Below are 18,034 nucleotides of genomic sequence, written 5' to 3' on the forward strand. Positions count from 1 at the left end.
AGCCCTCGGAGAGGACCCGCACCCATGGCCGCCGAACCCGTGATCGTCGAAGCCGTCCGCACCCCGATCGGCAAGCGCGGCGGCGCGCTCGCCAACCTGCACCCCGCCTATCTCCTGGGCGAGACCTACCGTGAACTCCTCGGCCGCACCGGCATCCCCGCCGACGCGGTCGAGCAGATCGTCGGCGGCACCGTCACCCATGCCGGCGAACAGTCCATGAACCCCGCGCGCACGGCCTGGCTGACCATGGGCCTGCCCTACGAGACGGCCGCGACGACCGTCGACTGCCAGTGCGGCTCCTCGCAGCAGGCCTCGCACATGGTGGCCAACATGGTCGCCGGCGGCGTGATCGACGTGGGGATCAGCTGCGGCGTGGAGGCGATGAGCCGGGTCCCGCTGGGGTCGGGGTCGAAGCACGGCCCGGGCAAGCCGTTCCCGGACGAGTGGAACGTCGACCTGCCGAACCAGTTCGAGGCCGCCGAACGCATCGCCCGCCACCGGGGGGTGACGCGGGAGGACGTCGACGCACTGGGGCTGCGGTCCCAGGAGCGGGCGGCTCTGGCATGGGCGGAGGAACGCTTCAAGCGCGAGACGTTCGCCGTGCAGGTGCCGACGACCGAGGAGGAGCAGTACGCCGGCCAGGGCATGTGGCGCCTGGTCGACAAGGACGAGGGCCTGCGGGACACCTCGATGGAGGCACTGGCGAGGCTGAAGCCGGTGATGCCGACGGCGGTCCACACGGCGGGCAACTCGTCGCAGATCTCGGACGGGGCGGCGGCCATCATGTGGGCGTCGAAACGGATGGCCCGCGCCCTGAAGCTGAGGCCGAGGGCGCGGATCGTCGCTCAGGCGCTGGTCGGCGCCGACCCGCACTTCCACCTCGACGGCCCGATCGACGCGACGCGCGCGGTGCTGGGCAAAGCGGGGATGTCGTTGAAGGACATCGACCTGGTCGAGATCAACGAGGCGTTCGCCTCAGTGGTGTTGAGCTGGGCCCAGGTCTTCGAACAGGACCTGGACAAGGTCAACGTGAATGGCGGTGGGATCGCCCTGGGGCATCCGGTCGGGGCGACGGGGGCCCGCCTCATCACCACCGCCCTGCACGAACTGGAGCGCACGGAAAAGGAGTTCGCGCTGATCACGATGTGCGCGGGCGGGGGGCTGGCGACGGGGACGATCATTCAGCGGCTGTAGAGGCCCAGTTGACGAAGGTGGTGAAGGCGACGGGGTCGAGGGTGAGGATCGGCCCCGTCGGGGTTTTGGAGTCGCGGATGGCGATGGTGGTGGGAGCTTCTGCGATCTCGACGCAATCACCGCCCTGGTCTCCGCTGTAGCTGGACTTACGCCAGTTGCTCTCCATAGCGGTCCTCCATCACCCGTCGGATCAGCGCCGCCGAGTCCTTGATAGAGAGCGCGGCGGCTCGTAGATGATCGTAACGGAGCGAGCAGTCCTTGACGGTGTCCGGGTTGGCGGTCGTATGCCCGCTGCCGTACCCCTCGGTGTAGACGATGCTCGGGTCACCGACGAAGCGGTAGACGTTGAACGAGCCTTGCAGCCCTGGATGCTCCCCTACCGAGTACGGCAGGATCTGCACGTTGACCCGCGGATCGCCCTCGAAGGTCAACAGATGAGCCAGTTGCTCGCGCATGACCTCGTGGCCGCCGATCTCCTGGTGCAGCGCGGCCTCGCTGAGGACCATCCAGAAGACCGGCGGCTCCTCCTTCTCGAAGATGCCCTGGCGAGCGAGCCGAACGGCCGCGCGATCCCCGAGTTTGTCCTGATCCAGCACTCCGAGCACCGCGCGCACATAGGACGGGGACTGAAGCAGACCGTGGATCACATGGGTCTGGAACGTGCAGATCTCCGTCGCCCGCACCTCCAACTCCGCCACCTGCTGGAACCACGCCGGAAGTTGGCTGCGCATCACCAGCGGGTGGAGCCGCGTCAGCAACCCGCCCGTTCCCAGCGCCGCGTCCGCCCGCTGGCTGAAGTCCAGCGTCGGCAGCTTCCGGGCCGTCTCCACCTGGCCGACCATCGACCCCGTGTAGTTGATGATGTCCCCGAACTGCCTCTGCGTCAGTCCTGCCGCCTCCCGGTACCGGCGCAGCTCGAAGCCGTAGTAGTCGAGCGGTGAGGCGCTGGGGTCGAGGGTGTTGATGTTCACCATGCCAAGTCCCCTCCCGGACCTGTTGTGTTCGTCCAGTTGCCCAGCGTAGTGATCCCAGGTCAGCCTCGCCCTGTGAACCTCAACATTCCCCGCACTCCCCAGTACCGCATGCACCTCACCGTCGGCGAGCACTCGGTACGCCACATCCGCCGTATCGCCCGCTCACTGCTCCGCGAATGGGAGCTGGCGGAGCTGACGTTCGCCGTGGAGCTGGGCCTGAGTGAGCTGGTCACCAATGTCGTGCGGCACGTTCCCGACCGGCGCTGCACCGTCCTGCTCGTACGGCAGACCGCCGGCGTCCGGGTCGAGGTGGCCGACGGGTTCTCCCAACTGCCCCAACCGCCCTGCCAGTTGGACCTTGATGCAGAGGGCGGTCGGGGACTCGCACTGCTGGATGCCGTGGTCGGCAAGTGGGGCGTGACCCCGTGGGTGCTGGGCCGTAAGACGGTGTGGTTCGAGTGCGGAGTCGAGGAGTGACCGTGGGGCCCCACGGTCACGTGCTGCCGACGCTCACCTTCTCTGCCTCTTCCTGGGTGCCTGTCGCCCCCGTGACCCTCTTCGACCTCGGCCCCTGAAGCACGTACGACAGCCCGAAGCCGGCGCCGACCACCACCGCGCCGCCGATCGCGTCGAGCACCCAGTGGTTGCCGGTCGCGATGATGGCCGAGACAGTGAGGAGGGGGTGCAGCAGGCCGAGGGCCTTCATCCACCGCTTCGGGGCGATGACCGCGATGACCACGCCGCACCACAGGGCCCAGCCGAAGTGCAGCGAGGGCATCGCCGCGTACTGGTTGGTGAGCGCGGTCAGCGCGCCGTAGTCCGGCTTGGAGAAGTCCTGCGCGCCGTGGACGGTGTCGATGATGCCGAGGTGCGGCATCAGGCGCGGCGGAGCCAGCGGGAAGAACCAGAAGCCGATCAGGGCGAGGAAGGTGGCGAAGCCGAGGGAGGCGCGGGCCCAGCGGTAGTCGACCGGGCGGCGCCAGTAGAGGACGGCGAGGACCGTCAGCGGGAACACGAAGTGGAAGGACTCGTAGTAGAAGCTGAAGAAGTCCCGCAGCCACTCGATCTTCGCCACGGTGTGGTTGACCCCGTGCTCGATGTCGATGTGCAGGAACCGCTCGATGTCGAGCACGATGTGCCCGTGGTGCTCGGCGCGCGCCCGGCCGCCGGAGACGGTGCCGCCGGTCGCGGCGAGGCGGACCTGTGAGTAGGCGGCGTAGACGACCCGGATGAGGAGCAGTTCCAGCAGCAGGTTCGGGCGGGTCAGGACGCGGCGCAGGAAGGGGAGGAGGGGGACGCGTCGAAAGCGGGCCGGGACCGGTGGGGCGTACTCCGTGCGGATCGGGGTCTGGTAGTAGGGGGAGGTTCGAGAGAGGAAGGGGACCGTCGTCGCGGCGGCCAGGGCCGCGAGCAGCACCAGGTTGTCGCGCAGCGGGTACAGCGCCGGCGTGTTCGGCAGCATCATCTTCGCCGGGAGCGTCGTGACGAGGACGACGGCCACCGGCCAGACGTAGCGGTCGGAGGCCTTCCTGCCGACCCGGCCGACGACCGCGAGCAGCACCCACAGCAGTTGGTACTGCCAGGCGGTGGGCGAGACGGCGACGACGGCACAGCCGGTGACGGCGACCGCGAGCAGCAGTTGCCCGTCGGCCGCGTAGTGCACCGCGCGGCGCATGGCGAGGGCCGCGACGGCGGAGGCCAGCAGCAGGAAGACGGTGATCTCCGGCCATCCGGACACGCCGAGCCGCAGCAGCGCGCCGTGCAGTGACTGGTTGCCGAGGGCGTCGGCCTTGCCGCCGAGGCCCGCCCCGGCCATGTGGTGCACCCAGTACGCGTACGAGTCGTGCGGCAGCGCGGCCCAGGCGAGCGCGGTCAGGGCGGCGAAGGTGCCGGCCGTGCTGAGCGCGGCCCGGCGGCGGCCGGTGAACCACACCAGCGGGGCGAACAGCAGCAGGGTCGGCTGGAACGCGGCGGCGAGGCCTATGCACAGGCCGCTGGCCCGCTCCCCGCGGACCGCGAACAGACCGAGCAGGACGAGCAGCACCGGCAGGACGCTGGTCTGGCCGAGCCACAGCGCGTTGCGGACCGGCAGCGACAGCATGAGCAGGCTGATCGCGACCGGCGCGGCCAGCAGCGAGGTGCGGCGGCTGACCGGCTGGGGCAGCGCGCGGGCGGCGGCCAGGCCGAGGGCGACGACGAGCAGCAGCGTGCCGAAGGTCCAGCCCCAGCCGAGCGCGGCCTCGGCGGAGCGGGTCAGCGGCTTGAGGACCAGCCCGCCGAAGGGGGTGCCGGTGAAGCGGGAGGAGTCGTAGATCGAGCCGTCCACGTGCAGGACGCCGTGCGGGCCGACCCAGGTCTCCAGGTCGGTCAGCCGCTCGCCGCTCGGAGTGCTGAGGACGGCGGCCATCTGCCGTACGGCGAGGATCGCCGCGACCGCCCACAGTCCCAGCCTGGCCGCATGCAGTCGTGCTCCGGGGGAGTCCTGCCCGAAGGCATCCGTCGGCCGCCCGCTGTGCTCCACGTTCGCCACGCCCCGTCGGCCTCCCGCCCCGTCCTTCTCAAAACCCTATGAGATTCCCACCGGCTCTGGACAGAGACGCGGGCAACCCCCACTTCACCTGACGTCCGCCCGGTTTTCGTCCGCCTTTTGTCCGGATGACGATAGTGCGCACCCTGTGCGGTTGCGGGGCCGGGGCGCGAGAAGGGTCACAGCGGGGGCGCCGGGAAGCGCGGCCACAGCGTGCGGACCTGCCTGTACACACCCCCTTTGGCTGCGCTGTGCAGCCGTCCGCTTGCATCACGTAAGGACCTGAAAGCCACCTATGGTCACTTTTTGCCCCTGCCCCCGTCGAAAGGTAGGCGAGCCCCGTTTTGGCCGTCGCCACAGCCGTCACCCCGCACCCGAAGACCCCGCGGGCCGCGCAGGCCCCCACCGACGTCACCGTCGTCGACCCCGCGCTCGTCAGGCGCGCCGTGAAGGCGGCGGCGCTCGGCAACGCCATGGAGTGGTTCGACTTCGGTGTCTACAGCTACATCGCGGTCACCCTGGGCAAGGTCTTCTTCCCCTCCGGCAGCCCGACCGCGCAGTTGCTGTCGACGTTCGGCGCCTTCGCCGCGGCGTTCCTGGTCCGGCCGCTGGGCGGCATGGTCTTCGGTCCGCTGGGCGACCGGGTGGGCCGCCAGAAGGTCCTCGCCGTCACGATGATCATGATGGCGGCGGGCACGTTCGCCATCGGCCTGATCCCGTCGTACGCGTCGATCGGCGTGGGTGCGCCGCTGCTGTTGCTGGCCGCCCGTCTGGTGCAGGGCTTCTCGACGGGCGGCGAGTACGCGGGCGCGTCGACCTTCATCGCCGAGTACGCGCCCGACAGGAAGCGCGGCTTCTTCGGCAGCTGGCTGGAGTTCGGCACGCTGGCGGGCTACATCTGCGGCGCGGGCCTGGTGACGCTGATGACGGCCCTGCTGTCGCCCGCCGACCTGCTGTCCTGGGGCTGGCGGATCCCGTTCCTGATCGCGGGTCCGATGGGTGTCATCGGCCTGTACCTGCGGATGCGGCTGGAGGAGACCCCGGCGTTCGCGGCACAGGTCGAGAAGGCGGAGGCGCGGCGCCCGAAGGTGCCGCTGCGCGAGATGGTCGCGGGCCAGTGGAAGGCCCTGCTCGTGTGCATGGGGCTGGTGCTGGTCTTCAACGTCACCGACTACATGCTGCTGTCGTACATGCCGAGCTATCTGACGAGCGAGCTGAAGTACGACGAGACGCACGGGCTGCTGGTCGTGCTGGGCGTGATGGCCCTGATGATGATCGTCCAGCCGTTCGCGGGCGCGCTGAGCGACCGGGTGGGCCGCCGCCCGGTGATCGCGGCCGGTTGCGCGGGCTTCCTCCTCCTGTCCGTCCCCGCCCTGCTGCTGATCCGCCAGGGCAGCCTGCTCGCCGTCGCGCTGGGCATGGGCGCGCTGGGCCTGCTTCTGGTCTGCTTCACGGCGGCCATGCCGGCCGCGCTGCCCGCGCTCTTCCCGACCCGGGTGCGCTACGGCTCCCTGTCCATCGGCTTCAACGTGTCGGTGTCCCTGTTCGGCGGCACGACTCCGCTGGTGGTGACCGCGCTGATCGGGGCGACGGGGAACATGATGATGCCCGCGTACTACATGATGGCCGCGGCCGTCGTGGGCGGGTTCGCGGTGTGGCGGATGGCGGAGTCGGCGGGACGCCCGCTTCCGGGGTCGGCGCCGGCGGTGGAGGGCCGGGAGGCGCGGTAGGCGGTCCTCGCCGTCGCCGGGTTCCCGGCGTGGGCCGCGCCGCCACCGGTCCGGGCCCCGCCGCCGATCTCCCCCTCGGTGCCCCTCGGCTGAGACGATGACCGCGCAGGGGAAGCGCAGGCACTCGGGAAAGGCAGCAGGAGCATGACCGGCTCGCAGCTCTGGGACGACGTCGACGACTACTTCATCAGCCACCTGGCGCCCGACGACGAGGCGCTTCAGGCGGCCTTGCGGGAGAACGAGGCGGCCGGGCTGCCGGACATCGCCGTCACGGCCGCACAGGCCAAGTTCCTCCAGCTCCTCGCGCAGTTGCAGGGCGCGCGCACCGTGCTGGAGATCGGCACGCTCGGCGGGTACAGCACGATCTGGCTGGCCCGGGCGCTGCCCGAGGACGGCCGGCTGGTCTCCCTGGAGTACAGCGCCCGGCACGCCGAGGTCGCCGTGCGGAACATCGCCCGGGCGGGCCTGGACCGGATCGCGGAGGTGCGGGTCGGCCCGGCCCTGGAGTCGCTGCCCAAGCTGGCCGACGAGAACCCGCCCCCGTTCGACCTGGTCTTCATCGACGCCGACAAGGCCAACAACGCGCACTACGTGGAGTGGGCGCTGCGGCTCACCCGTGCGGGCAGCGTGATCGTGATCGACAACGTGGTGCGCGGCGGCCGGGTCGCCGACCCGGACAGCACCGATCCGGACGTGATCGGCACCCGCGCCGCGATCGACCTGATCGCCACCCACCCGAGGCTGAGCGGTACGGCGCTCCAGACGGTCGGCACCAAGGGCTACGACGGGTTCGCGCTGGCCCGAGTGCTCGCCTGAGCCGCACCGGGTGCGTGGGTGGCGCTACGCCTCGTGGTAGAAGCCGACGTTGACGCTGCGCGGCGCGGTGCGGTCCTGGACGACGATCTCGCCGGACCCGCCGTGCGGCAGCCGTACGGTCGCGCCGTAGCCGAGGGGCTGACTGAACTCCCCCGAGACCAGGCGCACTTCGGCGGACGGCTCGGCCTGTGAGCCGCGCAGCCAGGTCAGTTGCCAGCCGCCGTCGGGGGCGCACACGAATTCCAGGTGGACGCGGGAGACGAACAGCCAGTCGTCGGGCGTGACCAGCTTGCACACCGCCGCGTCCCTGCCGACCCGGAGCGCGGCGCCCGGCTCGCTCGGCGCGTCGGCCATCGTCATACCGGCCGTGGCGCCGGAGTCGGCCTCGGAGACGGTGGCCATGGTGAGTTCGAGCACGTGCGTTCCCCCTGTGATGTCCGTGCACGTCCGTGCACCGTCCGTGCACGTCCTCGCGACGAGGCCGGATCGGCCTGCCGCCGCCGCATGATAGAACGCCCCGCCGGGCCGCGTCCGGCACAATGGAGTCATGACCGAGCGAAAGCCACCGGGTGTGTCGTTCGACTCGTTTGTCGACAAGCAGATCCGTGACGCGCAGGGGCGCGGTGAATTCGAGCGACTGCCGGGAGCGGGCGAGCCGCTGCCGAGCGAGGTCGACTCCACCTATGACGAACTGTGGTGGATCAAACGGAAGATGACGCGCGAGGGCCTGTCCGTCCTGCCGCCCGCGCTCGCCCTCCGCAAGGAGGCCGAGGACGCCCTCGACGCGGCCTACGCGGCCCCCTCGGAGCGGATCGCCCGGAAGATCGTCGAGGACGTCAACGTCAAGATCAAGGACATGATGTTCAAGCCCCCGCCCGGCCCCCCGCTGGGCAGGAAGCCGTACGACGTCGAGGAGGTCGTAAGGGAGTGGCACCGGCGGCGGGCCGGGGGTGATACTCCGGCATGACGTGGACCATCGCCCCGGAACCGTACGACTCCCCCATCGCCGCCGTCCTGTGGCGGGCGTACTACACCGAGGTCAGCGACCGCTGGTACGTGCTGCACGAGGGGCACCGCACCGACCCCGGCGAGCTGGAGCGGGAGATCGCGGCCGAGAACGGGGCCGAACTCTCGCCGCCCGCCGGGCAGTTGCTGGTGGGCTGGTACGCGGGTGAGGCGGGCGGCTCGGCGGGAGTACGGCTGCTCGGCCCGGACACCGCCGAACTCACCCGGGTGTTCGTGCACGATCACCTGCGCGGCAAGGGCGGCGCCCCGCTGCTCGTGGCCGCCGCCGAGGAGGCCGCCCGCGCCCTCGGGGCCCGGCGGATCGTGCTCGACACCCGCGGCGATCTGGTCGAGGCCCGCGCCCTGTACGCCCGCCTCGGCTACGCGGAGACCGAGCCGCACAACGACGCCGCGTACGCCGAGCACTGGTTCCGCAAGGAACTGACCGTCAGCTGAGCCCGGTCACCGGCCGGCCGTGCGGTCGTTCGCGTGGCTGTTCGCGCGCCGAGCCGCACAGTTCGCCGGTGAGTTCCTTCACCAGCTCCGTCAGGTCGGTCGAGCGGTCCGGCTGCCACCAGTCGCCGAGGAGTTCGGCCAGCGACTCCTCGCGGGCCGCGGCCAGCCGGTCGGCGACCTCGCGGCCTGCGTCGGTCAGGTACAGGTCCAGGCCCTCGCGTTGCGCAAGGCGCCGTTCCTCGACCTGACGGGCGGCGGCGAGGAGGACCTCCAGCGGGACGGGGCCGTGCTCGGCGAGCACGCAGGGTTCGACCGAGCCGTACCTGCGGATGCGCAGCAGCAGCCAGCCGGCGGCGGGCAGCAGGTCGTAGCCGGCCCGTGCGGTGATCTTCTCGTAGATCTCCCGCCGGCCCTCGCGGGTGCCGAGCACGGACAGCGCGCGGCAGCACTCGTCGTAGGAGGAACGCTCGACCGGATTGGGCGCGAGGGTCTCGGAGACGTCCGGTGCGGTGACCGAGCCGCGCAGCGGGTCCTCCTTCAGGAACCACGCCAGCAGGAAGCCGAGCAGGGCGACCGGCGCGGCGTAGAGGAAGACGTCCGTGATGGCGGAGGCGTACGCGTGCAGCGCGGCCGGGCGCAGCGTCGGCGGCAGCGCGGCGATGCCCCGCGGGTCGGACTTCACGGCGTTCGCACTGGCGCCGGGCGGCAGGGGGACTCCCCGGAAGGCGGCGGTGAGCTTGTCGCCGAGGCGGCTCGCGAAGACCGTGCCGAAGATGGCCACGCCGAAGGAGGCGCCGATGGAGCGGAAGAAGGTCGCGCCGGAGGTGGCCACGCCCAGGTCCTCGTACGAGACCGCGTTCTGCACGATGAGGATCAGCACCTGCATGACCAGGCCGAGGCCGAGACCGAAGACGAAGAAGTAGACGCTCATCACGGCGGTCGGGCTGTGCTCGGTGAGGCGGTGCAGCAGGAGCAGGCCGATGGCGGTGACGGCGGTGCCGGTGACCGGGAACACCTTCCAGCGCCCGGTGCGGCTGACGATCTGTCCGGACACGGTCGAGGACAGCAGCAGGCCGAACACCATGGGCAGCATGTACACCCCGGACACGGTCGGCGAGACGCCGTGCACGACCTGGAGGAAGGTCGGCAGATAGGTCATCGCGCCGAACATGGCGAAGCCGACGATGAAGCTGATCACGGCGGCGAGCGTGAAGGTGCGGATGCCGAACAGCTTCAGCGGCAGCACCGGTTCGGCGGCCCGCCGCTCGACGGCCACGAAGGCCACGGCCAGCAGCACGCCCAGCACGGCGAGCCCGATGATCTGCGCCGAGGCCCAGGGCCAGGTCGTACCGCCGAGCGAGGCGACGAGGACCAGGCAGGTGGCGACGGCGGCGATCAGGAAGGTGCCGAGGTAGTCGATGACGTGGCGCTCGCTGCGGCGCGGCAGGCGCAGCGCGGTGGCGATCGCGGCCAGCGCGACGACGCCCACGGGGAGGTTGACGTAGAACACCCAGCGCCAGCTCAGATGCTCCGTGAGCAGCCCGCCGAGCAGCGGCCCGAGCACGCTGGTCGCGCCGAAGACGGCCCCGAACAGCCCCTGGTAGCGGCCGCGTTCGCGTGGCGGTACGAGGTCGCCGACGATCGCCATCGACAGCACCATCAGCCCGCCGCCGCCGAGGCCCTGGAGTGCGCGGAACCCGATCAGCTCGCCCATGTTCTGCGCCATGCCGCACAGCGCCGAGCCGATGAGAAAGATCACGATTGCCGTCTGGAACAACCGTTTCCGGCCGTACTGGTCGCCGAGCTTGCCCCACAGCGGGGTCGCGGCGGTCGAGGCCAGCAGATAGGCGGTGACCACCCAGGACAGATGCTCCAGGCCGCCGAGATCGCTCACGATCGTCGGCAGCGCGGTCGAGACGATGGTCTGGTCGAGCGCGGCGAGCAGCAGTCCGAGCAGCAGGGCGCCGATGGGGACGAACACATTGCCGGGGACGTGTTCGCCGTCCTTCACGTCCTTCGTCGTGCCGTGCGTGTCGAGGGTCATGGAGACCTCCCGGGAGGCTCGGAATGCACCTTCTCCATCGTCGTCGGTGTGACCGGTTATGGCCTGTCGAGTCCCGCGTTTTTGACGGCGGATGCGGACAAGGTCCGCATAGTCTCGGAAGTCCGCAAGGGGAGGGCGAACACATGAGTGATTCCGCGAGGCCGGGGGGTCCGGAGAGTCCCGGGAGTCCCGAGGGCCGTACGTGCCCGCGGTGCGGGGCGCCGAGGGGCCTGGACCGGAGTCCGTCGTGCGACTGCACCGAGCGGGCGGCCGAGGCCCTGCGGGAGACGCGGACGGCCGAGGCGGCAGCGGCGGAGGACTTCGACCCGTTACGGATCCGCCCGTACGTCGAGGTGGACGAGCCCGCGCAGACCGGCGCGGTGCCGCCCGTCGAGGCCACGCTGCCCCTGCGCCCCATACCGGGGCCGAGCACGACGGACCTGCGGATGTTCGAGGGGAGCGGGGCGGACGGCGCGGCCACGGCGGAGACCGTGCCGGGCGAGGCGCCGCGCCGGCGTCCCCGGCGCGCCGTCCTGCTGTCGGCCGCCGGCGCGGGCGTGGCGGTCGTGGCGGCGGCCGGCCTGGCGAGCGGGCTGTTCTCGTACGACACCCCGTCGTCCCGGGACCGTTCCGCCGCCCAGGAGGTCCGGGCGAGCGTTCCGGACGTGAGCGCGCCGGTGTCGTCTTCCTCGCCGGCGGCGGATTCCCCGCCCGTGTCCCGCTCGCTGGTGCGTCCGTCCTCGGCCCCGCCGGCCCCGGCCCGGCCGGCCACGCCGTCCGCGTCGCCGACCTCCGCGGCACCGTCCCCCACGGCGTCCCGCTCGCCCTCCCCCACCGCGACGGCTTCCGCGAGCGCGCGGACCACACCCGCGGCCGCGCCGGTGCTGCGCCGCGGCGACCAGGGCCCGCAGGTGACCGAACTCCAGGAGCGGCTGCGCCAGTTGAACCTGTACGCCGACCAGGTCGACGGCGTCTTCACCCGCCCCGTGGAGGACGCGGTGCGCACCTACCAGCAGGCCCGGGGCATCACCGGTGACCCCTACGGGGAGTACGGCCCGGCGACCCGGCAGCGTCTGGAGTCGGAGACGTCACAGCCCTCGCAGCAGTGAGGGCGGGCCCCGCGTTCGCCCGGAAGGAGCGCGGGGCTCCATCGATATGCGGCTCCGCCGCGGGGGCGCGACCGGCCACACCGGCCCCGCAGACGACCGACGTGCACCGTCCGGCACTCCCGGCGGAGCGCTCGGCGGCTCCGGTCCGCCCGCGTCAGCCGATGTGCAGCCGGACGGTCCCGTCGGCGCCCGCCTCGACCCGTACGCGCGTGAGGTCGGCCACGGCCACGTCGGGCTCGTGCAGGCCGGCCCGGGGGCCGATGCCCACCACGGTCATCCCCGCGGCCCGCCCGGCCGCGATCCCGGCCCCGGAGTCCTCGAAGACCACGCAGTCGGCCGGGGCCACGCCCAGCTCGGCGGCGCCCTTCAGGAAGCCCTCGGGGTCGGGCTTGCTCGCGCCCACCGACTCGGCGGTGATCCGGACCTGCGGCAGCGGCAGCCCGGCGGCGTTCATGCGCGCGGTGGACAGCGCGACGTCCGCGGAGGTCACCAGGGCGTGCGGGAGACCGCGCAGGGCGGCCAGGAAGGCGCTCGCGCCGGGGATCTCCACCACGCCGTCCGTGTCGGCGGTCTCCTCGGCGAGCATGCGGGCGTTGTCGGCGAGGTTCTGCTCGACGGACCGCTCGGGCAGCAGGACGGCCATGGAGGCGTGCCCCTGGCGGCCGTGGACGACCTTCATCACCTCGTCGCCGGCCAGCCCGTGCCGCTCGGCCCAGCGCCGCCAGATGCGCTCGACCACGGCGTCCGAGTTGACGAGGGTGCCGTCCATGTCGAGCAGGAGGGCGCGGGCGGTGAGGACGGTGGGCGTGGCGGTGGCCGTCATCGGCAGCTCCAGGAACGAGAGGATCCCCCGGGGAGGGACCGCAGGGGACAAAGGAGCCCCGCCCGCCGGTCAGGGAAAACGGGCGGGAGCTACTTTGTTCCTCCACGGTACAAAACAGCTCCCGATCCCGCCAGCGGCTCCGTCGAGGGTTCACCCGCCGTTCAGCTCAGCCGGCGATGCCCTCGTACAGGCTCCACACGCCCAGCCCCAGCATCAGCAGCGCCGCGATCTGCGTGATCAGCCGCAGCGGCACCTTCCTCATCAGGGCCTTTCCGCCGACGATGCCGAGTCCGGCGACGGCCCACAGGCCGAGCGTCGCGCCGAGACCGACCGAGATCGGGTCGTTGTAGCGGGCGGCGAGATTGGCGGTCATGATCTGGGTCAGGTCGCCGAACTCGGCGACGAGGATGAGCGTGAAGCCCGTGCCCGCGACCTTCCAGAAGGACTGGTCGGCGGGCTTCTTGATCTCCTCCTCGTCCTCCGGCTTCTGCAGCAGCAGCATCGCCGCGCCCCCGAGGAAGAGGACTCCGGTGATCGCGTGCACGATCTGCTGCGGCAGCAGGGTCAGCACGCTGCCGGCCGCGACGGCCAGCACGACATGCAGCAGGAAGGCGGCGGCGACGCCCGCGAAGACGTAGCTCGCCCGGTAGCGGGTGCCGAGGACCAGACCGGCGAGCGCGGTCTTGTCCGGCAGTTCGGCGAGGAAGATGACGCCGAAGACGAGCGCCGTCACGGTGATGCTGATCAAGGTTCCTCAATCGGTCGGGCCGCCCCGCCGAGAGTGTGGTACGTCACGCGATGACACCTCGGCATGGCAGCACACTCGGCGCCCGCACCGGTGGGCGCGGACGTGCACTGCTTGCCGAAGGTCTCGCCGACGGATCCCGATGAGACTCGGTGGTCCGCCTCCGGGCGCCGGCTCAGGCTCGCTGAGCAGTATGTCGACGGTCCGGCGAAGAGCTACTCCCCTTCTGCGCGACCCATCGTACGGGATGTGAAAGTTCGGCCGTGAACCAGCCGAGGCCTGCCGTGTCATGGACGCGTCATTAGTTTCTTACCGAACGCTCACCTCGCGGCAACGCCGCCTCGTGAGTAACGGCGGGCCGGTCCGGCCCGCCGTCTCCGCGCCGCCGGTCAGGAGGCCGGGCGGCGGCGCACCAGGAAGCCCGCGGCCGCGCCCGCGCCGAACAGGGCCGCCAGGGAGACGCCCGTGGCGAGCCAGGTCGCGCCGAGCCACTGGGCGCCGTAGTAGCCGAGGGCGACGCTGTACGCCGCCCAGGACAGACCCGCCAGCGCGGACCACGGGACGAAGTCGCGGGCGCGGCGATGGGCGGCGCCGGCGCAGAAGGAGACGACCGAGCGGCCGGCGGGGGCGAAGCGGGCCAGCACGACGAGCGCGCCGCCGCCCCGGGCCAGCGCGTCACCGAGACGTTCCTGCGCGGTGGTCAGCCGCCGGGAGCGCGCTATGGCCCGGTCCAGCCGCTCCCCGCCCCGCCAGGCCAGGCGGTAGGCCACGAGATCGCCGAGGACCGAGGCGGTCGCCGCGCAGACGATCAGGACGAGCAGGTCCGGCACGCCGTGCGGGACCTGGCCGGTGGCCGCGCCGGAGCCCGCCGCCGCGGCCGTGCCCGACGCGATGACGAGCACACCGCTCGGCAGCACCGGTACGAACACGTCGAGCAGCACGGACAGGGCCACCACCGCGTAGATCCACGGCCCGTCGGCCAGTGACCCCACACTCTCGAACACCACGACTCCCGTTGCTCCCCCGTTGACAGCCATACAGCGTACGCGGGAGGTGTGACAGCCGGGGCCAGGGGGGCCGATGGGGCGATTCCGGGCGTCGGTTCACTCTTCCGGCGCCCCCCGTGCGGCGGAGCGGTCCCATGTCCCGTAGCAACGTAGAGAGGCCTGTCTTCGGACAGAAGGCATATGAAGTAACGAAACGGCGCATTAGCGCAGGAAAAGGTGCACTCATGGTGGCAGCCGTATACACGGGCGCCCTCGCCGCAGCCCTGTTCGCGACCGGGACCGCAAGCGCGCCCGGCTTCACGCTGGACGCCTCCGGCGTGTTCAGCCCGCCGACCGCGACCGTCGCGTCGAAGGCCGTGACGTACGACCAGAAACTCGTCCCGGCGGGCGCCTTGATCAACGTCCGGCAGCAGACCAGGCCAGGCGGCGCCACGACGGTCGAGCTGCGGGTGGCAGGCCTCAAGGCCGGCCACCAGTACGGGGCCCACATCCACCAGAAGGCCTGCGGGGCCAAGCCCGACGCCGCCGGCAAGCACTACCAGGACAAGGCCGGCACGGACGCCGCCCACGTCAACGACAAGAACGAGGCCTGGCTGGACTTCAAGGCCGACGCGAACGGCATCGGCCACGCGACCGCGCGGCACGACTGGGCCTTCCGCAAGGGCCAGGCCGCCTCGGTGGTGATCCACAGCGAGCCCGGCACGAAGGGGGCCCGGGCGGCCTGCTTCACCGTGCCGTTCGGCAACGCGTCGTGAGCGACGGCCGGCGTACGCCGTCGGCGAAGACGCCGGTGACGGTGACGGCCTGACGGCCTGACAGCACAGAGCGGCGCCCTCCCCCTTCGTGACGGGGAAGGGCGCCGTCCCGCGCCGGGCGCGGGGCGCGTCAGGCGCGCGTCAGGCGGCCATCGGGGCCCGCTCGCCGGCCGCGGCCGCGCCCCCGCCGAAGAGCCGGTCGAGGCCGAAGGCGCCGGAGCCGGTGAAGACCAGCAGGAAGAACGCCCAGCAGAACAGGACGGACAGCTCGCCGCCGTTCTGGATGGGCCACAGCGCGGCCTGCTGGTGCACGTCGAAGTAGGCGTACGCCATCGAGCCCGAGGCGATCAGCGCGGCGCCACGGGTGCCGAGGCCGAGGAACACCAGGGCACCGGCGGCCAGTTGGATCACCGCGGCGTACCAGCCCGGCCAGGTGCCGGACGGGATCGTGCCGCCGTTGGTGCCCGCGGCGCCGCCGAGCACGCCGAAGAGGGAGGCGGCGCCGTGCACGGCGAAGAGCAGGCCGACGACGACGCGGAAGAGCGCGATGGCGTACGGCTGGGCGGAGTTGAGGCGTGCGTACATGTGGGGGTTCTCCTCTTCGGCGCCGGCCGGGGACGTGGCCGGTCGTGGGGGGTGTACCGAGCGAGGGTCACAGGTTAGGCGAACCTAATCAGTACTTGCAAGTTCAACATTAGGGCGCGTCCGCCCCTTCACCTCCAGCCCGTCGAGCAGTTCCGCCGTCGCCTCGGCCACCGCGGCCACCGCCCGCTCGAAGACCTGGCGGTTGTGGGCGGCGGGGGCACGGAAGCCCGAGACCTTGCGCACGTACTGGAGCGCGGCGGCATGGATGTCCTCGTCCGTGGCCTCGCCGGGCAGGACGGGCGGGCGCAGCGTCTTGATACTTCGGCACATGCCTTCAGTCTCCCGCTCGCCGCCCGCCCCTGCGATGATCACGGCGAAGGCGGCCACCGATCCCCGGGGCCGACCGTCGAAAGGAACAGCCGTATGGCCACCGAGCACACCGACCCCGCGGGCCCCGCCGAGCCTGCCGAGTCCACCGAGCACAGCGGGCCCATCGACACGAGCGGGAGCAGCAGGAGCCCGCGGAGCACCGTGGCCGTCCTCGGCCCCGGCGGCACGGGCGGGCTCCTCGCCGCCCTGCTCTCCCGCGCCGGCCACCGCGTCGTCTGCCTGGCCCAGGACGGCACGGCCGGCACCCTGCGCCGCACCGGAATCGCCGTCCGCAGCGCGCAGTTCGGCGTGTTCACCGCGTCCGTCGAGGCGGACACCGAGCTGCGCGAACCGGTGGACGCCTGCCTGGTCGCCGTCAAGCACACCGCGCTCGACGCCGCCCTGACCCGTGTCCCGCCCGCCGTGCTCGGCGACGCCCTGGTCGTCCCGCTGCTGAACGGCGTCGAGCACCCCGCCGCGCTGCGCGCCCGGTACCGCGCCGACCGGGTCGCGCCGACGGTGATCCGCGTGGAGTCCACCCGCGTCTTTCCCGGCGTGATCGAGCACGGCAGCCCGTTCACGGAGATCGACCTCGCCGGGGACGGCGTGCCGCGCGCCCGGCTGGACGCCCTCGCCGCCGTGCTCGCCGACGCCGGTACGGCCGCCCGCGTGGTCGAGGACGAGACGGCGGCACTGTGGGCCAAGATGGCGTTCCTGGCGCCGTTCGCCCTCCTCACCACGCGATACGGCCTCCCGCTCGGCGAGGTCCGCACCCGGCACCGCGAGGAGCTGGAGTCCCTCGTCGCCGAGACGGCCGCGGTCAGCCGCGCCTGCGGCGCCCCCGCCGACCCGGCCCGCGCACTCACCCGCTACGACGCCTTCCCGCCCGCGGCCAAGTCGTCCATGCAGCGCGACGCCGAGGCGGGCCGCCCGCTGGAGCTGGACGCCGTCGGCGGGGCACTGCTGCGCGCGGCAGGCCGGCACGGCGTACCGGTACCGGTGACGTCCCGCCTGGTGGACGAGTTGCGGGCCGCCGGCCACTGACCCGGTGCGGGGCGACGGCCACTGACCTGGTGCGGGGCGGCGGGCCGGTCCGTTCGCCCCGCATCCCCCACTCCCTCCTCCGCCACCCGTTCGGCTGAACCTCCCTCTGACCCCGCGAACGAGCTCGCACCTCAAAATCGAACAGGCGTAGCATTGCCGTGTGGCTACGCCCTACGAATTCCCCAGTGACCTCCTCGCCGGTCAGGAGGAGCTGCATCAGGTCAGGGCCGAGCTGTCGGCCCTGCTCAAGAAGTTGCCCTGGTCGGTGGCGCCGATGGACGGGTTCAGTGACGACACCGGCTGGCGCAAGGTGGAGCGGCCCGCGTCCCCGGGCTGGACCGAGGACGAGCAGGCCGCGGTGGAGAAGCTGCGACGGCGCGAGCACGAGCTGGCGGTGTTCATCAGCACGCACCGCTTCTGGGCCGACGTCGCGGCGCCGGACCGGGTGGAGATACGCACCCGGCTGAAGCACGCCCCCGAGTGGACAGAGGAGTAGATGAAGAGGAGCCCCCGGCCGTGCGGCCGGGGGCTCCTCGTCGGTGGGCGCGGACGGTTTCGAACCGCCGACATCCTGCTTGTAAGGCAGGCGCTCTACCCCTGAGCTACGCACCCCGAACACCCGGGCGAGTGCCCAGGTCGAGTCGACAGCCTACCTTGCCGGGGCCCGTGTACCGCAAACCCGTTCCGGCGGGCGATCAGGGTGTCGGGCAGGGGGCCGGTCAGGGATTCGGTCAGGGTTTTACGGGGGTTGTCCCCAGCAAAGGTCCGGGAGGCTCCCTGATTCCCGGAACGGCCGCGATCTTCTACGGTCATGACAGACCGACACAGTCCGGCCGCCGCACCCGGCGGGC

Annotated in this window: 20 protein-coding genes and 1 tRNA gene; 10 read left to right on the forward strand and 11 right to left on the reverse strand. The window is 71.8% G+C overall.

Features of this window, described 5'->3' with window-relative positions:
- Window positions 1–24 precede the first annotated feature (24 nt).
- Entirely contained in the window at window positions 25–1,194 is a 1,170-nt protein-coding gene (locus AC4OXY_RS18280; RefSeq protein ID WP_491994221.1) for a steroid 3-ketoacyl-CoA thiolase, read from the forward strand.
- Here AC4OXY_RS18280 and AC4OXY_RS18285 read toward each other — a convergent pair.
- Together AC4OXY_RS18285 and AC4OXY_RS18290 are read right to left on the reverse strand one after the other, a co-directional pair.
- On the reverse strand, window positions 1,178–1,360 hold the full coding sequence (locus AC4OXY_RS18285) for a DUF397 domain-containing protein (RefSeq protein WP_402063004.1): 183 nt from the start codon (window positions 1,358–1,360) through the stop codon (window positions 1,178–1,180). The two genes, AC4OXY_RS18280 and AC4OXY_RS18285, sit on opposite strands and share 17 nt — an antisense overlap.
- Complete coding sequence (locus AC4OXY_RS18290) at window positions 1,341–2,168, reverse strand: helix-turn-helix domain-containing protein (RefSeq protein ID WP_356030546.1); 828 nt, start codon at window positions 2,166–2,168, stop codon at window positions 1,341–1,343. The genes AC4OXY_RS18285 and AC4OXY_RS18290 overlap by 20 nt, the downstream gene beginning before the upstream one ends.
- Before the next feature lie 108 nt (window positions 2,169–2,276).
- Between AC4OXY_RS18290 and AC4OXY_RS18295 the strand changes: the two genes are divergently transcribed.
- Complete coding sequence (locus tag AC4OXY_RS18295; RefSeq protein WP_491994614.1) at window positions 2,277–2,645, forward strand: ATP-binding protein; 369 nt, start codon at window positions 2,277–2,279, stop codon at window positions 2,643–2,645.
- Window positions 2,646–2,661: 16 nt separating this feature from the next.
- Here AC4OXY_RS18295 and AC4OXY_RS18300 read toward each other — a convergent pair whose 3' ends face one another.
- The gene (locus AC4OXY_RS18300; RefSeq protein ID WP_491994222.1) at window positions 2,662–4,698 is read right to left on the reverse strand and encodes a bifunctional glycosyltransferase 87/phosphatase PAP2 family protein; all 2,037 of its coding nucleotides are present in this window, start codon (window positions 4,696–4,698) and stop codon (window positions 2,662–2,664) included.
- A 341-nt stretch (window positions 4,699–5,039) separates the two neighbouring features.
- On the opposite strand from AC4OXY_RS18300, the gene proP reads away from it, so the two are divergent.
- Window positions 5,040–6,425 carry a glycine betaine/L-proline transporter ProP gene (gene proP, locus AC4OXY_RS18305; protein ID WP_491994223.1) on the forward strand — a complete coding sequence of 462 codons (1,386 nt, stop codon included), beginning with the start codon at window positions 5,040–5,042 and terminating at the stop codon, window positions 6,423–6,425.
- Window positions 6,426–6,569: 144 nt separating this feature from the next.
- On the forward strand, window positions 6,570–7,241 hold the full coding sequence (locus tag AC4OXY_RS18310; RefSeq protein ID WP_356030543.1) for an O-methyltransferase: 672 nt from the start codon (window positions 6,570–6,572) through the stop codon (window positions 7,239–7,241).
- 24 nt (window positions 7,242–7,265) lie between these two features.
- On the opposite strand, the gene AC4OXY_RS18315 is transcribed toward AC4OXY_RS18310, so the two are convergent.
- Window positions 7,266–7,658 carry an FHA domain-containing protein gene (locus AC4OXY_RS18315; protein ID WP_376285141.1) on the reverse strand — a complete coding sequence of 131 codons (393 nt, stop codon included), beginning with the start codon at window positions 7,656–7,658 and terminating at the stop codon, window positions 7,266–7,268.
- A 130-nt stretch (window positions 7,659–7,788) separates the two neighbouring features.
- On the opposite strand from AC4OXY_RS18315, the gene AC4OXY_RS18320 reads away from it, so the two are divergent.
- Window positions 7,789–8,208 carry a DnaJ family domain-containing protein gene (locus AC4OXY_RS18320; protein WP_356030540.1) on the forward strand — a complete coding sequence of 140 codons (420 nt, stop codon included), beginning with the start codon at window positions 7,789–7,791 and terminating at the stop codon, window positions 8,206–8,208.
- Window positions 8,205–8,702 (forward strand): GNAT family N-acetyltransferase, encoded by a 498-nt coding sequence (locus AC4OXY_RS18325; RefSeq protein WP_491994224.1) that lies wholly within the window; start codon window positions 8,205–8,207, stop codon window positions 8,700–8,702. Before AC4OXY_RS18320 ends, AC4OXY_RS18325 begins: the two co-directional genes overlap by 4 nt.
- Here AC4OXY_RS18325 and AC4OXY_RS18330 read toward each other — a convergent pair.
- A complete protein-coding gene (locus AC4OXY_RS18330) occupies window positions 8,695–10,746 on the reverse strand; it encodes an MDR family MFS transporter (RefSeq protein WP_362822183.1) in 2,052 nt (683 codons plus the stop codon). The genes AC4OXY_RS18325 and AC4OXY_RS18330 overlap by 8 nt on opposite strands.
- A gap of 143 nt (window positions 10,747–10,889) precedes the next feature.
- Between AC4OXY_RS18330 and AC4OXY_RS18335 the strand changes: the two genes are divergently transcribed.
- Window positions 10,890–11,855, forward strand: a complete 966-nt coding sequence (locus AC4OXY_RS18335; RefSeq protein ID WP_491994225.1) for a peptidoglycan-binding domain-containing protein — start codon at window positions 10,890–10,892, stop codon at window positions 11,853–11,855.
- Window positions 11,856–12,009: 154 nt separating this feature from the next.
- Here the strand turns inward: AC4OXY_RS18335 and AC4OXY_RS18340 are convergent, their stop codons facing one another.
- From AC4OXY_RS18340 to AC4OXY_RS18350, 3 genes are all read right to left on the reverse strand, one after another.
- Window positions 12,010–12,678: an HAD-IA family hydrolase gene (locus AC4OXY_RS18340; RefSeq protein WP_356030534.1), complete on the reverse strand. Its 669-nt coding sequence runs from the start codon at window positions 12,676–12,678 to the stop codon at window positions 12,010–12,012.
- A gap of 166 nt (window positions 12,679–12,844) precedes the next feature.
- Window positions 12,845–13,426, reverse strand: coding sequence for a TMEM165/GDT1 family protein (locus tag AC4OXY_RS18345; RefSeq protein ID WP_356030533.1), 582 nt, complete (start codon window positions 13,424–13,426; stop codon window positions 12,845–12,847).
- 386 nt (window positions 13,427–13,812) lie between these two features.
- Window positions 13,813–14,427: a DedA family protein gene (locus AC4OXY_RS18350; RefSeq protein WP_356030680.1), complete on the reverse strand. Its 615-nt coding sequence runs from the start codon at window positions 14,425–14,427 to the stop codon at window positions 13,813–13,815.
- A 227-nt stretch (window positions 14,428–14,654) separates the two neighbouring features.
- Between AC4OXY_RS18350 and AC4OXY_RS18355 the strand changes: the two genes are divergently transcribed.
- Window positions 14,655–15,185, forward strand: a complete 531-nt coding sequence (locus AC4OXY_RS18355) for a superoxide dismutase family protein (RefSeq protein WP_356030532.1) — start codon at window positions 14,655–14,657, stop codon at window positions 15,183–15,185.
- Between the two features lie 141 nt (window positions 15,186–15,326).
- Here the strand turns inward: AC4OXY_RS18355 and AC4OXY_RS18360 are convergent, their stop codons facing one another.
- Together AC4OXY_RS18360 and AC4OXY_RS18365 are read right to left on the reverse strand one after the other, a co-directional pair.
- On the reverse strand, window positions 15,327–15,770 hold the full coding sequence (locus AC4OXY_RS18360) for a DoxX family protein (RefSeq protein WP_491994226.1): 444 nt from the start codon (window positions 15,768–15,770) through the stop codon (window positions 15,327–15,329).
- An 84-nt stretch (window positions 15,771–15,854) separates the two neighbouring features.
- Window positions 15,855–16,100 (reverse strand): DUF2277 domain-containing protein, encoded by a 246-nt coding sequence (locus tag AC4OXY_RS18365; RefSeq protein WP_491994227.1) that lies wholly within the window; start codon window positions 16,098–16,100, stop codon window positions 15,855–15,857.
- 93 nt (window positions 16,101–16,193) lie between these two features.
- On the opposite strand from AC4OXY_RS18365, the gene AC4OXY_RS18370 reads away from it, so the two are divergent.
- On the forward strand, window positions 16,194–17,183 hold the full coding sequence (locus AC4OXY_RS18370) for a ketopantoate reductase family protein (protein WP_491994228.1): 990 nt from the start codon (window positions 16,194–16,196) through the stop codon (window positions 17,181–17,183).
- A 160-nt stretch (window positions 17,184–17,343) separates the two neighbouring features.
- Window positions 17,344–17,679 carry a DUF8825 domain-containing protein gene (locus tag AC4OXY_RS18375; RefSeq protein ID WP_356030527.1) on the forward strand — a complete coding sequence of 112 codons (336 nt, stop codon included), beginning with the start codon at window positions 17,344–17,346 and terminating at the stop codon, window positions 17,677–17,679.
- Window positions 17,680–17,723: 44 nt separating this feature from the next.
- Here AC4OXY_RS18375 and AC4OXY_RS18380 read toward each other — a convergent pair.
- Window positions 17,724–17,795: transfer RNA gene (locus tag AC4OXY_RS18380), tRNA-Val, on the reverse strand.
- Window positions 17,796–18,034: the final 239 nt, after the last annotated feature.

Source organism: Streptomyces sp. HUAS MG56 (genome assembly GCF_058673395.1).

Excerpts from the sequence above, each read along its gene's own strand:
- AC4OXY_RS18365 (WP_491994227.1), bottom strand. The coding sequence starts at position 16,100 with ATGTGCCGAAGTATCAAGACGCTGCGCCCGCCCGTCCTGCCCGGCGAG.
- AC4OXY_RS18310 (WP_356030543.1), top strand. The coding sequence starts at position 6,570 with ATGACCGGCTCGCAGCTCTGGGACGACGTCGACGACTACTTCATCAGC.
- AC4OXY_RS18280 (WP_491994221.1), top strand. The coding sequence starts at position 25 with ATGGCCGCCGAACCCGTGATCGTCGAAGCCGTCCGCACCCCGATCGGC.
- AC4OXY_RS18320 (WP_356030540.1), top strand. The coding sequence starts at position 7,789 with ATGACCGAGCGAAAGCCACCGGGTGTGTCGTTCGACTCGTTTGTCGAC.
- AC4OXY_RS18335 (WP_491994225.1), top strand. The coding sequence starts at position 10,890 with ATGAGTGATTCCGCGAGGCCGGGGGGTCCGGAGAGTCCCGGGAGTCCC.
- AC4OXY_RS18290 (WP_356030546.1), bottom strand. The coding sequence starts at position 2,168 with ATGGTGAACATCAACACCCTCGACCCCAGCGCCTCACCGCTCGACTAC.
- AC4OXY_RS18285 (WP_402063004.1), bottom strand. The coding sequence starts at position 1,360 with ATGGAGAGCAACTGGCGTAAGTCCAGCTACAGCGGAGACCAGGGCGGT.
- AC4OXY_RS18330 (WP_362822183.1), bottom strand. The coding sequence starts at position 10,746 with ATGACCCTCGACACGCACGGCACGACGAAGGACGTGAAGGACGGCGAA.
- AC4OXY_RS18370 (WP_491994228.1), top strand. The coding sequence starts at position 16,194 with ATGGCCACCGAGCACACCGACCCCGCGGGCCCCGCCGAGCCTGCCGAG.
- AC4OXY_RS18325 (WP_491994224.1), top strand. The coding sequence starts at position 8,205 with ATGACGTGGACCATCGCCCCGGAACCGTACGACTCCCCCATCGCCGCC.
- AC4OXY_RS18355 (WP_356030532.1), top strand. The coding sequence starts at position 14,655 with ATGGTGGCAGCCGTATACACGGGCGCCCTCGCCGCAGCCCTGTTCGCG.
- AC4OXY_RS18340 (WP_356030534.1), bottom strand. The coding sequence starts at position 12,678 with ATGACGGCCACCGCCACGCCCACCGTCCTCACCGCCCGCGCCCTCCTG.
- AC4OXY_RS18295 (WP_491994614.1), top strand. The coding sequence starts at position 2,277 with ATGCACCTCACCGTCGGCGAGCACTCGGTACGCCACATCCGCCGTATC.
- AC4OXY_RS18360 (WP_491994226.1), bottom strand. The coding sequence starts at position 15,770 with ATGTACGCACGCCTCAACTCCGCCCAGCCGTACGCCATCGCGCTCTTC.